This window comes from Vibrio sp. HS-50-1, assembly GCF_024747315.1.
Taxonomy (GTDB): Bacteria; Pseudomonadota; Gammaproteobacteria; order Enterobacterales; family Vibrionaceae; genus Vibrio; species Vibrio diabolicus.
Map to the genome: position 1 here is coordinate 301,477 of NZ_JAMPZF010000001.1, position 20,932 is coordinate 322,408.

Below are 20,932 nucleotides of genomic sequence, written 5' to 3' on the forward strand. Positions count from 1 at the left end.
AGCCTTAAAGGCTACATAGCTATAAAAAACACTGGAAGCAATCGAAAGGTCATCCTTTCAAATCAATGGAGAATCGAGTAATGGCATTTGAACTACCAGCTCTTCCTTACGCGAAAGACGCACTAGAACCACACATCTCAGCAGAGACTCTAGACTACCACCACGGTAAGCACCACAACACTTACGTTGTTAAGCTAAATGGTCTTATCCCTGGCACTGAGTTCGAAGGCAAAACTCTAGAAGAGATCATCAAGACTTCTACTGGTGGCGTATTCAACAACGCAGCGCAAATCTGGAACCACACGTTCTACTGGCACTGTCTTGCTCCAAACGCGGGCGGCGAACCAACTGGCGCAGTTGCTGACGCAATCAACGCAGCATTCGGTTCTTTCGAAGAATTCAAAGCGAAGTTTACTGATTCAGCAATCAACAACTTCGGTTCTTCATGGACTTGGCTTGTTAAGAAAGCTGACGGCTCTCTAGAGATCGTTAACACTTCTAACGCTGCTACTCCTCTAACAGAAGAAGGTACAACACCACTTCTAACTGTTGACCTGTGGGAACACGCATACTACATCGATTACCGCAACGTACGTCCTGATTACATGAACGGCTTCTGGGCACTTGTAAACTGGGACTTCGTAGCTGAGAACCTAGCGAAGTAATTTTACTTCCCCCTAAGTTCAATTTAGTCTTATTTTAAAAGCTCGCTGAACCAGCGAGCTTTTTATTTTTCGCTTAAAAACTCCAATTTAATCTCTTCTTTTTCCTAAAGTTCTTCTCAGACACGCCGTTAAAATGGCATCGAGCGAGGAACATCATGCAAATTCATACTTTAGACAAAGCGGCAATTATTAACGAGCTTCAGTTCGGCAATGGTATCAACCATGCTGTCCACGAAGGACGTCGTGCCGATTTTGCACTGATTTTGTCGATGTTTTCTAGCGATGTACGCGACGTTGTACCTGTAGAGGAAATCAAAGAAGTAGCCACTAGCGAAGATATACTCCGTCAACAACTTGAATTGTCAACGCCTCAAGCTCTTCGTTCTGATAGCAGCAGCTATGAGCTAGCAGCACAGCAAGCAAAACAATTCCACGGTGCAGGTCTACCCTCAGCGAAACTGAGTCACTACTTGAAACCAGACGCCCTGACCTACTTGCCGGAAGATACGTTTAACCTTCCTGAAGACGTTTATCACAACCTATCCGGTCATGAGCGACGCAAATTGGGCGAGCGCAACAAAAACCTCATCCCAGATGCAGGGCTATACAGTCAACTAGTGACGGCTCAACGTCAGTATCAAATTCAACTGCAAGTATAGAGATCATTGTTCAACCAACAGCTTGCAGTATCCACAGTCAGAAATGTGACGCCTTACAAATTACCGCACAATAGTCCTCATCCAAAAGCGTTAGTTTGAAGTCTTTCACACTGAGCCTTTCTAATTTCAACCATGCTAATAGCACAAACCACTGGTGTATTTTTTTCACACAGGGATACAGTGAAGGTGTTATGGATATTAAAGAATCAATTATTCTCGTCACGTCTGCAGGTTCTGTTATAGGAAGGACTTGTGCTAGTCACTTTGCTCACCTTGGAGCGACGTTGATTCTTTGTGACCAAAACTCTAGCGCTCTAAAAGCGAGCTATGAGCAGATTAGTGCCTTCACAGATAAAGTCTATGCGATGAATGTGTGCAGTGATAACACAACGTCCATTAACTTACTGTTTGATCAAATAGAATCGCAGCTGCGTGCGACACCAGACGTGATAGTCAATTGCTGGACGAGCTCTCCCATGCCAGGCTTGATGGCTCCCGAACCTATGAGTACTTACATTGATCACTTGTCTTCTGCAGCACGTTTCCTCTACACCTATGGCCAGGTGGGAGCCGAACGATTTCGCGCTAGAAATAAGAAAGGGGTAATTGTTAACGTCATTTCCCATGACAGCCATGAAGATTTAACGGGAGTCGAAAGCATGGCTGCTTTGGTGTCAGGTTTTACTCACAGTTGGGCAAAAGAGCTCACTCCATTTAATATTCGGGTGGGTGGCGTCATTCCTTCGGTAAACCATACAAGAGAAGAACTTAACGAAAGACACTGGGCCGAGATCCAAGATGAATTGGTTCGCAATACCGCATATATCGTATCAAATGAGTATTTTAGTGGCAGAGTGGTTGCTACAGAAGTATGAATGGACAACGTGTTTGTTGCGTCAATGGATCGCTATTACTCAACTTTCTCAACAAAAAAGCCCCAGTCAAATGACTGGGGCTTTTACTTTTTCCCGGTTAAGGTTTCGTGCTAGCGAAAACCTTACTCACACGACTCTTGATTACGCGTCAGCTTTTTCTTTCTTTGCTTTAGGCGCCGCTTTCGCTGCTTCTTGGTCTGCTTTCTTCTTGATAACTGTTGTACCTTCGAAAGTTTCACCTTCAACGAATGCTTTACCGTAGTAAGAAGCCATTAACACATCTTTAAGTTCGCTAATTAGTGGGTAGCGAGGGTTCGCACCAGTACATTGGTCATCGAACGCTTCAACTGCTAGCTCATCAAGTTTCGCGATAAAGTCTGCTTCAGCTACGCCTGCCGCTTGGATAGACATTGGGATGTCTAGGTTCACTTTTAGCTCATCCAACCATGCTAGTAGACGTTCAATTTTCTGAGCAGTACGGTCACCAGCTTGGCTTAGACCTAAGTGGTCAGCAACTTCAGCGTAACGACGACGTGCTTGTGGGCGGTCGTATTGAGAGAACGCTGTTTGTTTAGTTGGGTTATCGTTCGCGTTGTAACGTACAACGTTAGAGATAAGTAGTGCGTTTGCTAGGCCATGTGGAATGTGGAACTCAGCACCTAGTTTGTGCGCCATTGAGTGACAAACACCTAGGAATGCGTTAGCAAATGCCACACCAGCGATAGTTGCTGCGTTGTGTACTTTCTCACGAGCGATTGGGTCGTTAGCGCCGTTCGCGTAGCTTGAAGGTAGGTATTCTTTTAGCATCTTAAGTGCTTGTAGAGCCTGACCGTCAGAGTATTCGTTCGCAAGAACAGATACGTAAGCTTCTAGAGCGTGAGTTACTGCATCGTAACCACCAAATGCTGTTAGAGACTTAGGCATGTTCATCACTAGGTTAGCATCAACGATAGCCATATTTGGCGTGATTTCGTAGTCAGCTAGTGGGTATTTAGCGCCAGTTTTGTCGTCAGTAACAACCGCAAATGGTGTAACTTCTGAACCAGTACCTGAAGTTGTAGTGATACATACAAGCTCAGCTTTTTGACCCATTTTAGGGAACTTGTAAATACGTTTACGGATGTCCATAAAGCGCATTGCTAGTTCTTCGAAGTGAGTTTCTGGGTGCTCGTACATTACCCACATGATCTTCGCAGCATCCATTGGTGAACCACCACCTAGCGCTAGGATAACGTCTGGTTGGTAGCTAGCCATTTGAGCCGCACCTTTCTCTACTACAGAAAGCGTTGGGTCAGCTTCAACATCGAAGAATGTTTGAACTTCCATGCCTTGAGCTTTAAGTAGGCTTACTACGTCATCTGCGTAACCGTTGTTGAATAGGAAACGGTCAGTGACTAAGAATGCACGTTTCTTACCTTCTAGGTCGCCAAGCGCGATTGGAAGGCTACCACGACGGAAGTAGATTGACTTAGGTAGTTTATGCCACAACATGTTTTCAGCTCGCTTCGCTACAGTTTTCTTGTTGATTAGGTGTTTAGGACCTACGTTCTCAGAGATAGAGTTACCACCCCATGAACCACAACCTAGAGTTAGAGAAGGCGCAACGTTGAAGTTGTACAAGTCACCGATACCACCGTGAGTTGTCGGGATGTTGATTAGGATACGAGCTGTCTTCATCTTGTCACCGAAGTAACGGATACGGTCAGCGTTAGTATCTTGGTTAGTGTAAAGACCAGATGTGTGGCCGATACCACCAATCTCAACCATAGTTACCGCTTGAGCAACCGCGTCTTCGAAGTTGTCAGCACGGAATAGACCTAGAGTTGGAGATAGTTTCTCGTGAGCGAATGCGTCATCGTAAGAAACTTTACCCAGACCTTCACCAACAAGAACTTTCGTGTCTGCTGGAACTTTAACGCCTGCCATTTCAGCGATTGCTGCTGCTGGTTGGCCTACGATTTTCGCGTTTAGCGCGCCATCGATAAGCAGTACTTTACGAACTTTTTCTGCTTCTGCTTTGCTTAGTACGTAAGCTTTGTGAGAAGCAAAACGCTCTTTCACTTCGTCGTAAACTTCGTCAACTACAATTGCAGCCTGCTCAGAAGCACATACTACGCCGTTGTCGAAAGTCTTAGACATCAGGATAGAAGCCACTGCACGTTTGATGTCAGCAGTTTCGTCGATAACAACAGGAACGTTACCTGCACCTACACCGATTGCTGGTTTACCAGAAGAGTAAGCTGCTTTAACCATGCCTGGGCCACCAGTTGCAAGGATAAGAGCAATGTCATCGTGTTTCATAAGAGCGTTAGAAAGCTCAACAGAAGGTTGGTCGATCCAACCGATGATGTCTTTTGGTGCACCCGCTGCTACCGCTGCATCTAGAACCAGTTTAGCTGCGTCGTTAGTCGAGTTTTTCGCACGTGGGTGTGGTGAGAAGATGATACCGTTACGAGTCTTCAGAGAGATTAGAGATTTGAAGATCGCTGTAGATGTTGGGTTAGTTGTTGGTACGATACCGCAGATGATACCTACAGGCTCAGCGATAGTCATAGTACCTAGGTTGTCATCCTCTTCTAGGATGCCACACGTTTGTTCGTCTTTGTATTTGTTGTAGATAAACTCAGAAGCGAAGTGGTTCTTGATTACTTTATCTTCAACAATACCCATACCAGATTCTTCTACCGCTTGTTGCGCTAGAGGGATACGAGCTTGGTTAGCTGCAAGAGACGCTGCACGGAAGATTTTGTCTACTTGCTCTTGAGAGTAAGTAGCGAACTCTTCTTGCGCTTTCTTAACGCGAGCGACCATTGCATCTAGTTCAGCCATATTAGTTACAGGCATAGGGAATCTCCTAAAATTAACAAATATTAAAAACTTTTTACTAAGGCTATTACTTATCGTTTTTACTGTTTATCAGTCACTTAGAAAACAAACGTCTTAGTAAATTGCTTTCAGGACTGAGTATAATATTTCAGAGTGTGAAAAAAATTGACTTGGATCAGTTCTCACGACCTAAATACCACCAAAGTGGTGCCCCATCACACTAAAACGATATAACTCACTGATAAACAAATAAATTAACCTTCAATTTTTATTGAACAAAAAAGAAGCAAATAGACAAATAAATAAAAGAAACTACAACAACCTGTAAAAAAGTTTCATTTTTAGCCAACAAAATTACATGTAGGCCCAATTCCTTGTGCTACTGAGAGTATATCGAACCGAATACATCTCTCTACAAACCACCTTAGTTTTTATCAAAAGTGTGCGAATGTTAACGTTTATGTAAAACAGCACGCTTTGACAGCAACTTTATACGCAACAATTCTTTTCCAGATTAGATACAGTTTATTAAAGAATTAGTTTTTCTCACTAAAACAGTAGGAAATGCGTTAGTTTTTTTCATTTCTTCCAACCCAACTTTTGCCTTACATTACGCCCAAATTACCCCTTCGCCTTTTCACTAATGTGAACTTTAATGAGTACGCAACATGCAAACTTTTGAACTTGCTATCTTCTTGCAGTTTTTTCTTGGTTTGGTCGCCGCAGTAAACCCTGTTGGTATCATGCCTGTGTTTGTGTCACTAACCGGACATATGACACCAGACGAAAAGCGCAATACGGCAACCACAGCGAACGTGGCTGTTGCTATCATTCTGATCATCTCGCTCTTTTCTGGCCAGTTACTATTAGATATGTTCAGCATTTCTCTGGATTCGTTTCGTGTTGCAGGTGGGCTACTGCTGCTTAGCATCGCGTTCTCGATGATGAGCGGTAAACTGGGGGAAGATAAACAAAACAAACAGGAAAAATCAGAATACGTGAGTCGCGAGCAGATCGGTGTTGTTCCTCTTGCGATGCCGCTGATGGCAGGACCAGGCGCAATCAGTTCGACTATTGTTTACGGTGCACGCTACCCAAGCATGTTTGATACGGTAGGCATCAGCATTACAATTGGCTTGTTCTGTCTATGCTCGTGGCTGTTGTTCCGCTCTGCCCCACTGATCGTGCGATTTTTGGGCCAAACTGGTATCAACGTCATTACCCGTATCATGGGTTTGATATTAGGCGCATTGGGTATTGAGTTTATCGCCAATGGTTTACGTAACTTATTTCCAGGATTAGCCTGAGTTTCTATAAAATTGTATGATAGAGCGATTCAACAATGGATCGCTTTGTCATGACGACTGACTCTCTCAAACATACTCTTTATGTCACCATTTTTGGTACTCATACCAAAGCTGGTCGAACCTTCGATATTGCACTCATTATCGCGATTATCAGTTCTCTAATCGTACTGGTCTTAGACTCAATACCATCCGTGCGCGCCGAATGGGCAAAAGAGCTAAAATACTTGGAGTACACTTTTACCGGTTTATTCACTATTGAGTATTTTCTCCGGCTTTATTGCTCTCCAAAACCAGCCGCCTATGCGAAAAGCTTTTATGGCATCGTTGATTTACTCGCGATTTTACCTACTTACTTAGCACTGTTTTTCCCTTCTGCCTCCTTTATGGGTGTAATAAGAGCACTGCGAGTCATGCGAATATTCCGCATACTCAAGTTGGTCCGCTATCTTCAAGAGTCCAACATCCTCTTACGCTCTCTACTGATGGCGCGCAGAAAGATTTTTATCTTCTTTAGCTCTGTCGCCATTATGGTCACGATCTTTGGGTCACTGATTTTTGTCATTGAGGGGCCTGAAAACGGATTTACTAGCATTCCGAAAAGTATTTATTGGGCTATTGTGACCATCACAACGGTTGGATATGGTGACTTGGTACCTCAAACAGATCTCGGAAAAGGACTTGCCTCACTCACCATGTTGTTGGGTTATTCAATTTTGGCGGTCCCTACTGGTATTTTCACAGCAGAGCTTCACCAAGAAATGCAATCGCACAAAGTATTAGTGAAGTGTCCTAACTGTTCTCACGCCGGGCACGACTCTGATGCGACTTACTGTAAACACTGTGGTAGTGAACTGGCCGATCCTGACAAACGCGTTGTTCGTGGAGAAGACGAAGCATAAAAAAGAGCTCCCTAGGGAGCTCTTTTATTTTGTCATCAAACAAAGATTGATGTGATTATGCTTTCTCAGAAAGAATAATGCGTAACGTACGACGCAATGGTTCTGCTGCGCCCCAAAGTAGTTGGTCACCAACAGTGAAAGCATTTAGGAAGTCATCACCCATTGCCATCTTACGTAGACGACCTACTGGTACGGACATAGTGCCTGTTACTTTTGCAGGTGTAAGTTCTTGCGCAGTAATGTCACGATCGTTAGGAATCACTTTAACCCAGTCGTTATGAGTGGCGATGATTTCTTCGATTTCGTCCATTGGGACATTTTGCTTAAGCTTGATAGTGAGTGCTTGAGAGTGACAGCGCATCGCACCAATACGGACACAAGTACCATCAATTGGCACAGGCGAGCTTTGTGAGCCCAAAATTTTGTTTGCCTCTGCGCCCGCTTTCCACTCTTCTTTACTCTGACCGTTATCACGTTTCACATCGATCCACGGAATAAGCGAGCCAGCTAGTGGTACACCGAATTTATCGGTAGGGAAAGAACCGCTGCGCATTGTGTCTGCAACTTTTTTATCAATATCTAGGATAGAGCTTGATGGGTTTGCAAGTTCGGAACTTACAGAGTCATTGATAACGCCCATTTGCGAGATCAGTTCACGCATGTTTTGCGCGCCAGCACCAGAAGCGGCTTGGTATGTCATGGCGCTTGTCCACTCAACAAGGCCTTTCTCGAATAAGCCACCTAGACCCATTAGCATTAAACTAACCGTACAGTTACCACCAACAAATGTGTTCGTGCCACCGTGGATGCCTTGTTGGATTTGCTTTAAGTTCACAGGATCAAGCGTGATGATGGAATCTTCCGCCATACGTAACGTAGATGCTGCGTCAATCCAGTAGCCTTTCCAACCGGCTTGTCGAAGTGCTGGGTAAACTTTTTCTGTGTAGCTACCACCTTGACATGTAATTACCGCATCAAGCTGTTTTAAGCTTTCAATATCATACGCGTCTTGCAGTAAGCCTGCGTCTTTTCCTAAGTTAGGAGCAGGAATACCAACTTGAGAAGTACTGTAGAATACTGGTTCGATTAGGTCGAAGTCTTTCTCTTCAACCATACGCTGCATAAGGACTGAACCAACCATACCGCGCCAACCAACTAAACCAACTCTCATCGTATTAACTCTCCATGTATTAAAAAACCTACCCCATAGTTAATTTTTCGCATCAAAATCTCAACCCCTATTTTGTAAATAAGCCTATTTTTTAACCTTTTCCTATGAAAATTCGTGTTAAACGAGATTTTTTAGTGTTTGGTTTGCGATTTCGGCCATTTTTCAAGTAGGGAAAGCCCTGTTGCTCCAAATTGGTCTTACCACTCAGTGATAAAATAACACATGAAGCACAATAATTTCACATTACACAACATTTAAAACCAAAAAAGTTAAAACAAACTAACAGTTAATTTCACAAGCAAACGTTTTTGCCGACGAACATCAAGATAAAACACCAAATATTCGAAATATAATTTTTGTTAATGTATGTTATGCGCGATTACAACAAGGAGCGCCTTCCTCTATTGCTCCAAGATTGACAGAGGCACATATGAAGCAAGTTACACCACGCCTACCAAGCTTGATACAGGTATTTATCTCGCTCGGTTTATTTCTACTGCTGGCATTTTCGTTCACTGCCAAGCTAGACCTACCGATCCAGCTAGCGCTGTACATCGGTTGGTTCATTATCATGATATTAGGCATTAAGCTTGGTCATCAGTACAAAGATCTGGAAAAAGCTGCACTAAATGGCATTTCCAATGGACTTGGAGCCGTCTTAATTCTTCTTGCCGTTGGCGCGCTTGTTGGTACGTGGATCTCTGGTGGTATTGTTCCAACCATTATTTACTACGGCCTTAAAGCAATTCACCCTTCTATCTTTTTGCTCGCTACCATGATCATCTGTTCATTGACTGCGCTAGCGACTGGCACCTCTTGGGGCGCTGCAGGTACTGCTGGTATTGCGATGATGGGTATTGGCCAAGGCCTTGGCGTTCCTGCACCAATTACAGCTGGTGCGGTGCTTTCAGGTTGTTACTTTGGTGACAAAATGTCGCCTCTATCGGACTCCGTCATCCTTGCTTCATCTATGTCTAATGTTGAAGTGATGGAACATATTAAAGGCATGCTGCCGATCGCACTCATTAGCTACATTATTACAGGCATTATGTTTACTGCATTTGGCTTCCACTACGCAGGTCAAGTTGACATGAGCCAGGTAGACTCTGTAATTAAAGCGATGGAGCAACAATTCTACATCACCCCTTACTCATTTGTTCCTGTGATCATCGTATTGTCACTTCTAGCAATGCGTATGCCTTCATTCCCAGTGATCAGTTTTGGTTCTCTGCTCGGTATTATTTGGGCAGTAATGATTCAAGATGTGGACTTCCTAACCGCGTTCAACACCGCTTGGGCTCCGTTTGCGATTTCTTCAGGCGTAGATTTCATTGACTCAATTCTTAACCGTGGCGGCATGTCTTCAATGCTTGGCTCGGTAGCAGTTATCGTATTCGGCCTTGGTTTTGGTGGTCTACTAGATAAAGTGGGTGTGTTAGAAACTATCGCTAAGCTATTTGAAAAACGCGTTCAAAGTGCAGGTTCACTGGCAACAAGTACAATCGGTACAGCCTTTATGGGGAACGTATTTGGTTCAGCGATGTACGTTTCACTTATCCTGACACCAAAAATCTGTGCGAAGAACTACGATCGCCTAGGCTACAAACGTAAGAACTTGTCTCGTAACGCAGAGTTCGGCGGCACATTAACATCTGGTATGGTTCCATGGAGTGACAACGGTATCTACATGGCAAGTATTCTGGGTGTTGCGACACTGTCTTATGCACCGTTCATGTGGCTAAGTTTTGTATGTATCATTGTGACCATCATCAGTTCCTACATGGGTTGGTTTGTTGATAAATGCGAACCAACGGCGGAAGCAGTTGAACAAGCAGAAGGTGAACTGAAGCAGCAAACCGCTTGAGTTCGCATAGATAGGAAGAATCTCTCTTCCGAGTGAAAGACAAAGAAAAAGAGCGCATGAGCGCTCTTTTTTATATCTCAACCAAACGTTAACTTTGTTTGACTTGCGTTTTCACTGCTGCACGCTTACCAAACCAATAGCCCAAGCCTAGTGGCGCAAAGAATATAACGGCAATGAACAAGATGAAGTAGATAATGGTACTTTTAACGAGCTCAATCAGCTTGGTCATCGCTAAACTGACCACTTCCTGCGAGACTCGGTCCATATCTTGAGCAAACTTCTCACGCTCATGGGTAATGATCTGCGCGATTTCTTGGCGCTCTCTGGCTACCATCAGCTCTAAAGCTTGGCGCTCCTCACCCAATTGAGATAAACGCGCTTGCGTTTTTTGGTCAATATCATCAACCAAAGGTTGTAACTCTACCGCCATTTGCTCTGCTAAATAGCGCATGTACTCTGGATTGTTATCAATAAAGTCCTTCATCGAATCAGCCGTAACTTGTAAGCTATTTAGCGCAGCATTAACTTTTTCGATGCTGGCAGAGCTATTTAATGCTAATAACTGCGCCTTCCAAGTCATAATTTTGGGGGTCTGTTCTGATACAAGGCTTAGACGATCCGAGACATCCCCTAATGCTTCTGGCATTGTACCTAGCGTAGTCACTGCCTCTTCCTCGCTAATTTGATTCGCATCTAACCACCCACGGTAAGCTGGCGTCCTGATCATACTTAAGTCCGCGAATGGATGTTGCTTAACGAACTCTGCAACAAACGCTTGTGTCTTGATGTACGCTTCTTGTTTCAACAGAGATTGAGCCAGTTTATCCACCTCTTTCGCTAAGTGAGCAGAAACTAACTTTGCCTCATCTGTCGCAAATAGTTCATTACCAGGGCCAGTCGTAAAGAATTGATCCATCTGTAGCGTAAAAGTCCAAGTATCAATCAGTGCTGCCATTGGCGAGACTTGGTATGCTGCGGCTTGAAGACCTTCTTCAGCATTTATCTTCCAAAGCAAAATATAAGATTGATGGACTTTATCATGCGGCTCATATTGATCGTGCAATGCATCAGCAGCTTGCTCTACCTGAGCAAAAAACTGTTGCGCATACTCACGAGTCAGGAGACGCATATTAAGCTCTTGTTTGGTAAGAGGGACGGTTTGACTCTCGATTTTCACTTCTAACAGGGAGCACCCTGAAAGCATCACAACCAACCCTATCAACATCATTGAAGACAATCGACGAACGGACATGAAAGTACCTTTAACAAATTGTATGGAACAGGAATAAAGCGAACTAAGTCATATAGTTCGGGCCTTTAATACCCCAACTCTGATGATTGTAAGTCAGAGCAATATCAATCTGTTAGCGCTTCTTGTATCTTTTCACTATTGAGAACGTGGTTAGCGAAAAGTATGGTTTGCTTTAGGACATCATCTAAACGTGTCAGTTTCTCTTCCGGCACTTTTTGCCCTTGTTTAATCAACAGTTCAATATCACCCGAAATGCAGTGCAATGGCATTGCCCCTAAACTTCCCGAGACCCCTTTAAGACTATGAGCCGCTCTTTGCGCTTGCTCTTTATCCTCTTCTAATAGCCGATGCATTTTTGAACCATCGCCAGAGTGATCCTGAATAAAGACTTCAAGTAACATTCGCACCGCGCTTTCATCTCCCGATAGCGAGTCCAGCATCTTATTGATATCTATATACGGCTCACGTTCCACGACTTCCACTTGCGATGTGTTCGGCTCATTAGGGCTCTGTTCGTTAACTTGGCTGCTTTGAGCGCTTTCGGACTGAGCAGAAAAAATAACGTAAGACCCACCAACTTGCTCAGACTCTTTATCCTCTGCTCTTGATGGTATTAGCGGCTGAACGGTTCTTTGGGAGAAAAGCCCCCATGAAATAAGAGAAAGAAATAAACCACTGATTACTGACAACCAAGTAACAAAGGTCATCAACTTTTGTTCCAACTGGTCATTTATCGAAGTCAACTGGTTCGGGAAATCAGGGTTAAGCAGTTGATTAACTAGATAGCTGCCTTGCGCCTTGGCAGATAGCGCGCTTGAAGTCTGGGCAAGTTGACGCTGAAAAGCACTTCGCTCTTGAGGAGAAAGCGTGTCCGACTCGATAAAAAGTCGGTCTAAATCACGATAAGTATCGCTATTCGTTGCTGAGTCACTAAAAATAGACTCCAAAACAAGTGCGCCTAAGCGATAGTACATTGATTGAATTTGCTCAGAGTTTTCAGCTCGGGCACGGCTCCTTCGCAACTGCTCGGCTAATGAGACTAGCTCACTGTCACTTCCTACAAAGGCTCGAGCACTTTCTAAAAATCGATCGGTCGCATAAAGCAATTGAGTAATATCTGGTGTGATTTTTCCTTCAGAAAACTCACTTTCAAGCTGTAAGCGAACTGCATAGGCTAACTGAAGTTTTAGTGAAACTTGGTCGACGTGCTTAACACGATAAGGCAGATCAAAGTTAAAAAAATGTCTGACTTCTTCAACTTTGCTTCCTAGCTCATTCACCGTTGAAATGGTTTGAATCGTTTGTTTGGCTTGCAACCAAATCCCTAGCGCTAAAACACACCATAAAACGAACCAGAACCAAACAAACCGCCTCATTCCTTCTTTTAGCTTCAGCAACACTCGCCCCTCGCATATCTCCATTAATTACAAGCATATACTATGGATGTTTCTTATTCACATAAAAAAGAGAGCCATTGGCTCTCTTAATTTGACGATACGGTTTTAGTTGCGACTCAGCTGATCTTTTAGATTTGGAGGCGTACCTTTAATCGTTAAGGTATCCGTCTCTGGGTCATAAAAAATACGCTCGCCAAGCAATAGGCTATCAAAGCTAATATTCAAGCCACCGCCAGCACCAACAAATTTAGTCAGTTTGCGAACCGTCGCACGGTCACCAGGGAAAGATTCTTCAAGCTCGTACCCTTGCTCTTTGGTAAAATCCATAAAGCTTGTGCCATCTTGGCTTGGAGGAAGCTCTCCAGAAAGCTCTGAGATTTGAACCTCATCACCAGATTTAATTTGCTCATTACAGTAGTCGTAAACTTGCTTTTTATACTCGTTCACTTCTTGCTTTTCTAGCTTCGAATCAGCACAAAAATCATCCACCGCCTGCATTAACACTAAGTTTTGTTGTTTAGTATCTAAGCCGATGTCCGCTTGCAGGAAATCTAGGAAGAAATCCGCTACTTTACGGCCGACGCGTCCCTTGATGTATTGCAAGTAACGATTAGATTCCTTGTCAGTGTCGTAGCTCGACAAGTCAATTCGTGCCGCAATATCCATTTTGGTGATATCTAGGTAATCCGTCGCACTGATGTCCAAACCTTCGGTCACTTTTAAACTTTGGTTCATTGGTAAGATACCGATGAACAAGTAGTCCGTTGCTAAACTCTGATACTCAGCGAAAACCAAAATACCTTCATCCGCAAATGGGTACTTAATCAACTCTTCTTTCAAGCGATTTGCACTAATTTGTGAGAAGTCGTAAAAATCTCGCTCTCCTTTGCGCATTTCTTGAAGCCAAAATTGAAATTCGCTGTCTGACTGGAAAGAGCCAAAACCTTTACCAGCTTTAGAATGGAATACTCGGTGAAGCTCAGCGACTAAGTTTTCAGTAGATGCATCGTTCTCTAATGATGCTGGACGAAAGTTTACAACTAGCTCGTCCTGATCGTTTTTGCACAGTTGATGCAGAATAACGTTTGAAAGATGAAGGCTCATAGTGATTTTATCTTGCTACAAGGTTTTAGTTGATGGGCATTGTAGGTTATCATAAGCCGCTTTTACTATCATTATTAGAGTCTTTATGCCGATTACATCTAAATATACTGACGAGCAAGTAGAGAAAATTCTTGCTGAAGTAGCAACAGTTCTTGAAAAACACGCTGCTTCTCCTGAGTTGACGCTAATGATTGCCGGAAATATCGCAACCAATGTCTTAAATCAACGTGTTGCTGCTTCACAACGTAAAGCGATTGCTGAAAAATTTGCTCAGGCGCTGATGTCTTCTTTAGAAACACCAAAAACACACTAATAACGGACAATAGAACACATACATGGTAGACAGCGGAAACTCATACGGCGAACGTGTATCTCGACTGGTTGGTTGGGGTCACTGGTTTGCATTCTTCAATATCGTTGCATCGATGTTGATAGGCACACGCTACATTGTTCAGTCTCCTTGGCCCGAGACGTTACTTGGTCAGTTTTATCTGGCGGTTTCTTGGGTTGGTCACTTTGGCTTTCTAGTTTTCGCGCTTTACTTGCTCGTTCTATTCCCGTTAACGTTTATCCTGCCATCGCGGAAATTGTTCCGTTTGGTGGCAGTGATTTTCGCGACCGTTGGGCAAACCATATTATTGATTGATACCCAAGCGTATCAGTCGATCAATTTGCACTTAACTCCTGTCGTTTGGGAGTTACTATTCAGCGAAGATAAAAGTGCACTCAGCACTGATCTACAACATCTGTTTGTTGTAATGCCGCTGATCTTCCTTATTCAGCTCGCTCTATCCGAATGGGTATGGCGAAAACAGCGCAAACTATCTCATAAGCACGTAGGACGTCCTCTAGCAGCTGTATTTTTCCTCAGCTTTATGACCAGCCATTTGGTTTATATTTGGGCAGATGCATACTTCTACAATCCAATTACCAGTCAGCGTTCAAACTTCCCATTGTCTTATCCGATGACGGCGAAGAGTTTTATGGAAAAACATGGTCTACTTGACCGTGAGGAATACCTAAAACGCTTAGCGGAAAATGAAGGCAACGTAGAGTTAGTCAATTACCCTCTGGAAAAGCTAGAGTTTAACCGTCGAGTCAATAAGCTCAACGTATTGATGATCAGCGTAAACAACCTGCGTGCAGACGCGCTGAATCCAGAAGAGATGCCTAACCTCTATGAGTTTGCCGAAAACAATCAGAACTTCCGTAATCATTACAGTTCAAGTAATGATACTTACGGGGCTTTTGGTTTGTTCTACGGCTTACCAACCAGTTACGCCTCAAGCATCAAGGCGCAAGGTGCTTCGCCAGTGTTACTCGATGTACTGAAAGATCAGGGTTACAACTTCGGCCTATTCAGTGGCAGCGGGTTTGAAGATGATCTCTACTCAGAGATTATTTTCCGCGACTTAAAACTAGCGGAAGACCTCGATGGCACACAAGCTCATACCGATAAGCAATCTATCGCGAACTGGAATACATGGTTAACAGAGAAAGCGAGTCAACCATGGTTTAGTTACATCGAAGTCACCACCGTTGATAATTTTGAATCGATCCCTTCAAATAATGACGAAGAAATGTCCGCAAGTGATCGCTTCAAAAAAGCTTATGAATATGCGGTGAAATCAGCGGATAAAACCATCGCTAGCATTATTGGTGAGCTTGAAAAAAATGGACTATTGACAAACACCATCGTGATTATCACTTCTAATCACGGTAGTGAGTTTAATGAAACAAACACGAACAGCTGGGGCGCAAACAGCAACTACAGCCGTTATCAGTTACAAGTTCCTATGGTCATCCAATGGCCAGGAATGTTGGCTGGTGAATTTAATCACAGCACAAGCCACTTGGACCTTTCGGTCACGTTGTTGCAGGATATGCTCGGTGTATCTTCCAACCCATATGATTACAGTAGTGGTCGTAACCTATTTGACGAAAGTCGTCGCCGTTGGATCCTAGCGGGTGACACTCGTGAGCTTGCCTTAATTACTAGCTCGCAAACCACAGTGATCGATAAGTTTGGCAACTACAAGTTGTATGACAAAAATTACAAACGACTTCGAGATGATGCACCGAAGTTGCCAGTTTTGATGCAAGGTTTAACTGAGTTACAGCGTTTTTATTCTAAAAACGATTAATACCTAGCAATCCATACACTATTCAAACTCCCCTTTTTGGGGAGTTTTTGTTTATTTAAACAACACAAACCACAAATTTGCGCAGTAAACATCCAATCAGTTCAACTAGGGGTTTACAACATTTTCAAAGCCTTATATTATGCGCCTCAGCAACGGAGAGATGGCTGAGTGGTTGAAAGCACCGGTCTTGAAAACCGGCATACGTTAATAGCGTATCTAGGGTTCAAATCCCTATCTCTCCGCCACATTTAGAAAAAGCCCGCTAAGAAATTAGCGGGCTTTTTCGTATATCCAGAATTGAAAAGATTAGTACAAATCCCTTCTTTGAACACAACTAAGCACTCCGCAACATTCAGAAAGAGCACGCTTAGAAATTAACGACCTTTTCGTTTCAGTGTCCCGTTCTGAATCAGGTTGATACTTACGTCTAGTTGTATTTACTTACCAACAAAGACTTCTTTAGCGGCATTAATGAGCTGCAAATGAATTGGGACAAGGTCTGCATGATTCGTTCGATATCCACCTCCGACGACAGCTGCGACAGGGATACCTCGCGATTTCATTGTTTGCATTAAAAATCTATCACGCTCTAAAATCCCTTGCGTCGACACATCAAAATATCCAAGCTCATCGTCTTGATGTATATCAACACCAGCATCGTAGATAACCAAATCAGGACGATGAAGATTAAGCGCCATATCGACCACTTCCTTAAACGCCATTAAAAAATCCTCATCACCTGTTCCTCGCACCAAAGGCACATCTAGATCAGACTGAGGCTTCCTCGCTGGGAAATTTTTATCACAGTGGAAAGAAAGCGTGATGATATCTGGCTCATCGTGACACAAAGTTGCTGTTCCATCCCCATGGTGAACATCACTATCAATGATCAATACTTTATCGACATGCTCGACTTCGAGCGCTTGCCTAGCCGCGATCACTAAGTCATTAAATAAACAAAAACCACTGCCAAACTCTTTGTGTGCGTGGTGGTACCCGCCACTCAAATGAATGGCAACACCATACTCAAGTGCTTTATTTGCGGTCAAAGCCGTGCCCGCTGCTGAAGTTAGCGTTCTGGTAATGAGAGACTCACTCCAAGGAAAACCTATTCGGCGCATCTTCGCAGCTGGCATGTTTCCATTCACAAGTAAGTCGACGTATTCCTGGTCATGAACACGTTTTACTTCCTCAACAGTTAATGCTTCTGGCTGGAAACACTGCACGTGTTCTTTCCAGTTATCTTTCTCCATATGTACCAATACCGATTCATAGAGGTACTGGTACTTCATAATTGGGTAACGATGCCCCTCTGGCAACTCAAGTTGAGAATAAATCGGGTGGTAGATAAATGGCAGCATGAGAAATTCTTAATAACAATGGTAACGAAATAGTATCAACTTCAAGGGTTGAATAAAATGCAATTTAATTGATAATGATTTTCAATATCAATTAAATTTAATATACATATGAATTCTACTTTCTTTGCTATTCTCGGCGCACTGTTTGGCTCTCTTTGTGCTCTGTCCCTATTTTCATCTTTCGTTGTTGGTGCGTGGTGGCTGGTTGATTTTATTGCGCTTAGCTAACACAATGACTTTCAACTGAAATCAAAAAAATATAGGTGTTTGTATGAGTCAAACCGTCTTTATTACCGGAGCAAATCGCGGCATTGGCCTTAGCTTAACTGAGCTGTACCTGAAGCAAGGCCATCAAGTACACGCTACTAGCCGTTCCTTAGAGAACAGTTCTGAACTACAAACTCTAGCCTCACATTACAGCAATCTAGTTTTGCACGAACTGGATGTCACTCACTACGAACAAGTCGCTCTGCTTGCAGATAAGCTCCCCGCCATCGACTTACTCATTAACAATGCGGGATATTACGGCCCCAAGGGATATGGCTTTGGAAACACTGACGTAGAAGAATGGCGTAAAGTCTTCGAAGTAAACACCATTGCACCGTTAAAACTGGTTGAGCACTGTTACCCTCGCTTACAACAAGGCAAGATGAAAAAGATTGCTTGTATCTCATCAAAAGTGGGGAGCATGACGGAAAATACGTCCGGTGGCGGTTATATTTATCGTTCATCGAAAGCGGCGCTAAACTCGGTTGTTAAAAGCTTGAGCAATGATTTAACACCTGAAGGATTTACCGTTTTAGCGCTTCATCCTGGTTGGGTAAAAACGGCAATGGGCGGGCCAAATGCATTGATAGATACGCAAACCTCCGCGCAGGGCCTAGCGAACGTGATAGAGCTGAGTACACCGCAACTTTCAGGTCGATTTATTAACTACGATGGTACTGAGCTACCTTGGTAGCGGCGTTAAGAAACAACCATCAATAAACCAAATAACACCTAAGCTAGGCTTCATAATCGTGACTTGGTTGGCAAACATAATGTTCACCAGTGATCCACCAGCATAATTCGCGCAATCTAACTTGAATTTATCTATATCCAATCCAGACTTATGAAAAAGTAGAACAATTAAGGAGAAGGCACGATGGCAGCAGATAGGGATTTGGTTAATTTTAGCGAAGAACACGAGCTAAACTACTGCTTGAGAAGTGCTGGTAAACGCCAAACTCAAGCAAATCGAGATACATTAGTTGACTTGGGCAAGCAGGTGAAAGAGGTACTGGACAAACGCGTGTTAACTCAAGGAGAAGTAAGAGGCGCGATCCAAAACCACGGTGACCTGTTCGAGTAATCTATTTTCAAGCATGCGCGGTGTTTAATTACGCCGCGCTTGTCCTATGCCCGCTTACCTTTGGTTGCACGAGATTTAGCCGCGCCACCACTCTTTGAATAACTACGCTTTTTACGTTTAAACGCTGGACGTTCCACCTTGGGTAGATGACGCAATGAATCAGGGATCGGCCCTGCTTTTACTTGTGCCATCAAACCATCAATGCGTTGCTCTAGTGCTTGCATAAACGGCTGATATGCCTGATTTCTCTCTGCCATACCTTGTAACTGGTGCTCCCAATGAGCCGTCATATCTGGGTACGTTGAATCCTGTGGCAAGGCATGAATGAGACCTCTTCCCGCAGGAGAGCTGAGAATTGATTTACCTTGACGCGTGAGCAGTTGGCGTTTGAACAGCGTGTCCAAAATACCAGCGCGAGTCGCTTCCGTACCTAGCCCATCAGTATCACGAAGGACTTTTTTCAGTTCTTTATCCGCAACGTAACGGGCGATCCCGGTCATCGCTTGCAACAGCGATGCTTCGGTAAAGTGCTTTGGTGGCTCGGTTTTTCGGTCTTTTATTTCCCCTTCACGACAAGTTAACACGGTGCCTTCGGGTAACGGTGGAACGGCATCAATACCTTCATCTTCCTTGTCAGTTTTGCCCATTAGCGCTTTCCAACCCGGCGAAACTAACTGACGACCTTTCGCGATAAACGTACCACCAGCGATATCGAAAACCAATTTCGCTTCTGCGTAAACCGCCGCCGGATAAAACTGCATGAGATACTGGCGCGCAATCAATTGATACACTTTCATCTCATTACCCGAAAGCGCATTCACATTAGCTTGTTTTGGTGTAGGGATAATCGCATGGTGCGCATCCACTTTTTTATCATTCCAAGCTTTGGACTTTAATGTTAAGTCTGCTCCCTGAACGGCACCTTGCAGCTCTTTTGCGTTATTCGCAATAGCAGTTGTCACTGTCCCTGCTTGCGAGTAGTGTTCCATCGGTAAATAGCGACAATCTGAACGCGGGTAAGTGATCAGCTTGTGCTTTTCATACAATGCCTGACAAGTATCTAGTACTTGTTGCGCACTCATACCATAGCGCTTCGCTGCATCGATCTGTAAAGCAGATAATGAATAAGGTAATGGTGCTGATTGCTTGGTTTGCTTTTGTTCCGACTCCGTCACTTTAGCGGGTTGATTTGCAATACGGTTTGCAACGTTTTCCACTAACTTACGGTTTAACACTCGCCCTTCTTCATCCTGCCAAGGCTTGCATGCCTCACTTGGCTTCCAACGAGCACGAATATCAAAAGTACCATTGGCATCTTGATATGGGATCAGAGCATGTAGGGTAAAATAGTCTTTCGGGACAAAGTTTTCGATTTCTTCATCACGACGCACCACTAAGCCAAGAACTGGCGTTTGCACTCGCCCTACCGAGAGAACACCTTGATACCCTGCTTTTTGACCAAGCAAGGTATAAGCACGAGACATGTTCATACCATACAGCCAATCAGCCCGAGAGCGAGCCAATGCAGAAACTGAAAGTGGGATAAACTCTCGATTACTGCGCATAGAACTGAGTGCACGTTTAACCGCAGGTAAGTTCAAGTCGGAAATCAGCAAACGCTGTGTGGATTCCTTCTTGGTTTTAGATAACTTGCAATAGTCGAGAACTTCATCAACTAACAGCTGACCCTCTCGGTCTGGGTCTCCTGCATGAATGACTTCGTTAGCTTCTTTGAGCAATTTACGAATCACTGTTAATTGCTTACTTGCGCTTTTCCTCGGTCTGAGCTGCCATTGCTGCGGAACAATTGGTAAATCTGCCATATTCCACTTTTTATAACGCTCATCATAAGCGTCAGGTTCGACTTGTTCGAGCAAATGGCCGATACACCAAGTAACGATATCCCCGTTCCCACAGCGGATGAATCCTTGATCTTTCTTTTGAGGGTTTGGCAGTGCAGCGGCAATCGCACGGCCTAAGCTTGGTTTTTCAGCAATAAACAGACGAGACATAACGTTTTGGAAATAAATATAATTAGGGCCACATTAACGAATGTA

At 43.8% G+C, this 20,932-nt stretch carries 17 protein-coding genes and 1 tRNA gene; 11 read left to right on the forward strand and 7 right to left on the reverse strand.

Annotation, left to right across the window (positions count from 1 at the left end; genetic code table 11):
* Positions 1-80 precede the first annotated feature (80 nt).
* The 3 genes from sodB to NDJ01_RS01430 all read left to right on the forward strand — a co-directional run bounded on the left by sodB (position 81) and on the right by NDJ01_RS01430 (position 2,199).
* The gene (sodB, locus tag NDJ01_RS01420; RefSeq protein WP_005396533.1) at positions 81-665 is read left to right on the forward strand and encodes a superoxide dismutase [Fe]; all 585 of its coding nucleotides are present in this window, start codon (positions 81-83) and stop codon (positions 663-665) included.
* Between the two features lie 155 nt (positions 666-820).
* Entirely contained in the window at positions 821-1,324 is a 504-nt protein-coding gene (locus tag NDJ01_RS01425) for a VC2046/SO_2500 family protein (RefSeq protein WP_170891181.1), read from the forward strand.
* Positions 1,325-1,515: 191 nt separating this feature from the next.
* Positions 1,516-2,199 carry an SDR family oxidoreductase gene (locus NDJ01_RS01430; protein ID WP_046874522.1) on the forward strand — a complete coding sequence of 228 codons (684 nt, stop codon included), beginning with the start codon at positions 1,516-1,518 and terminating at the stop codon, positions 2,197-2,199.
* 141 nt (positions 2,200-2,340) lie between these two features.
* On the opposite strand, the gene adhE is transcribed toward NDJ01_RS01430, so the two are convergent.
* Positions 2,341-5,043 carry a bifunctional acetaldehyde-CoA/alcohol dehydrogenase gene (gene adhE / locus NDJ01_RS01435; RefSeq protein WP_046874521.1) on the reverse strand — a complete coding sequence of 901 codons (2,703 nt, stop codon included), beginning with the start codon at positions 5,041-5,043 and terminating at the stop codon, positions 2,341-2,343.
* A 650-nt stretch (positions 5,044-5,693) separates the two neighbouring features.
* Here adhE and NDJ01_RS01440 point away from each other — a divergent pair.
* Both NDJ01_RS01440 and NDJ01_RS01445 read left to right on the forward strand, forming a co-directional pair.
* Positions 5,694-6,332 (forward strand): YchE family NAAT transporter, encoded by a 639-nt coding sequence (locus NDJ01_RS01440; protein WP_139060837.1) that lies wholly within the window; start codon positions 5,694-5,696, stop codon positions 6,330-6,332.
* A gap of 35 nt (positions 6,333-6,367) precedes the next feature.
* Positions 6,368-7,231 carry an ion transporter gene (locus NDJ01_RS01445; protein WP_101911794.1) on the forward strand — a complete coding sequence of 288 codons (864 nt, stop codon included), beginning with the start codon at positions 6,368-6,370 and terminating at the stop codon, positions 7,229-7,231.
* Positions 7,232-7,286: 55 nt separating this feature from the next.
* Here the strand turns inward: NDJ01_RS01445 and asd are convergent, their stop codons facing one another.
* Positions 7,287-8,402: an aspartate-semialdehyde dehydrogenase gene (gene asd, locus NDJ01_RS01450; protein WP_005396526.1), complete on the reverse strand. Its 1,116-nt coding sequence runs from the start codon at positions 8,400-8,402 to the stop codon at positions 7,287-7,289.
* 430 nt (positions 8,403-8,832) lie between these two features.
* Here asd and nhaC point away from each other — a divergent pair, with 430 nt between their 5' ends.
* Positions 8,833-10,266: a Na+/H+ antiporter NhaC gene (gene nhaC / locus NDJ01_RS01455; protein ID WP_005396525.1), complete on the forward strand. Its 1,434-nt coding sequence runs from the start codon at positions 8,833-8,835 to the stop codon at positions 10,264-10,266.
* An 88-nt stretch (positions 10,267-10,354) separates the two neighbouring features.
* On the opposite strand, the gene NDJ01_RS01460 is transcribed toward nhaC, so the two are convergent.
* From NDJ01_RS01460 to yejK, 3 genes are all read right to left on the reverse strand, one after another.
* The gene (locus NDJ01_RS01460; RefSeq protein ID WP_065645115.1) at positions 10,355-11,518 is read right to left on the reverse strand and encodes a chemotaxis protein; all 1,164 of its coding nucleotides are present in this window, start codon (positions 11,516-11,518) and stop codon (positions 10,355-10,357) included.
* A gap of 104 nt (positions 11,519-11,622) precedes the next feature.
* On the reverse strand, positions 11,623-12,939 hold the full coding sequence (locus NDJ01_RS01465; RefSeq protein ID WP_258586122.1) for an Hpt domain-containing protein: 1,317 nt from the start codon (positions 12,937-12,939) through the stop codon (positions 11,623-11,625).
* 81 nt (positions 12,940-13,020) lie between these two features.
* Positions 13,021-14,019, reverse strand: coding sequence for a nucleoid-associated protein YejK (gene yejK / locus NDJ01_RS01470; protein ID WP_005396521.1), 999 nt, complete (start codon positions 14,017-14,019; stop codon positions 13,021-13,023).
* Between the two features lie 85 nt (positions 14,020-14,104).
* Between yejK and NDJ01_RS01475 the strand changes: the two genes are divergently transcribed.
* The 3 genes from NDJ01_RS01475 (at position 14,105) to NDJ01_RS01485 (ending at position 16,408) form a co-directional block, all read left to right on the forward strand.
* Positions 14,105-14,332 (forward strand): YejL family protein, encoded by a 228-nt coding sequence (locus tag NDJ01_RS01475; RefSeq protein WP_005380722.1) that lies wholly within the window; start codon positions 14,105-14,107, stop codon positions 14,330-14,332.
* A 22-nt stretch (positions 14,333-14,354) separates the two neighbouring features.
* Positions 14,355-16,163 carry a DUF3413 domain-containing protein gene (locus NDJ01_RS01480; protein ID WP_124008368.1) on the forward strand — a complete coding sequence of 603 codons (1,809 nt, stop codon included), beginning with the start codon at positions 14,355-14,357 and terminating at the stop codon, positions 16,161-16,163.
* A gap of 154 nt (positions 16,164-16,317) precedes the next feature.
* Positions 16,318-16,408, forward strand: a tRNA-Ser gene (locus NDJ01_RS01485).
* A 192-nt stretch (positions 16,409-16,600) separates the two neighbouring features.
* Here the strand turns inward: NDJ01_RS01485 and NDJ01_RS01490 are convergent.
* A complete protein-coding gene (locus tag NDJ01_RS01490; protein ID WP_258586123.1) occupies positions 16,601-17,524 on the reverse strand; it encodes a histone deacetylase in 924 nt (307 codons plus the stop codon).
* 271 nt (positions 17,525-17,795) lie between these two features.
* Between NDJ01_RS01490 and NDJ01_RS01495 the strand changes: the two genes are divergently transcribed.
* Together NDJ01_RS01495 and NDJ01_RS01500 are read left to right on the forward strand one after the other, a co-directional pair.
* Entirely contained in the window at positions 17,796-18,485 is a 690-nt protein-coding gene (locus NDJ01_RS01495; protein WP_005396517.1) for an SDR family oxidoreductase, read from the forward strand.
* 183 nt (positions 18,486-18,668) lie between these two features.
* A complete protein-coding gene (locus NDJ01_RS01500) occupies positions 18,669-18,875 on the forward strand; it encodes a hypothetical protein (protein ID WP_114323304.1) in 207 nt (68 codons plus the stop codon).
* A 44-nt stretch (positions 18,876-18,919) separates the two neighbouring features.
* Here NDJ01_RS01500 and NDJ01_RS01505 read toward each other — a convergent pair whose 3' ends face one another.
* Positions 18,920-20,887, reverse strand: coding sequence for a DNA topoisomerase III (locus tag NDJ01_RS01505; RefSeq protein WP_258586124.1), 1,968 nt, complete (start codon positions 20,885-20,887; stop codon positions 18,920-18,922).
* Between the last annotated feature and the right edge of the window lie 45 nt (positions 20,888-20,932).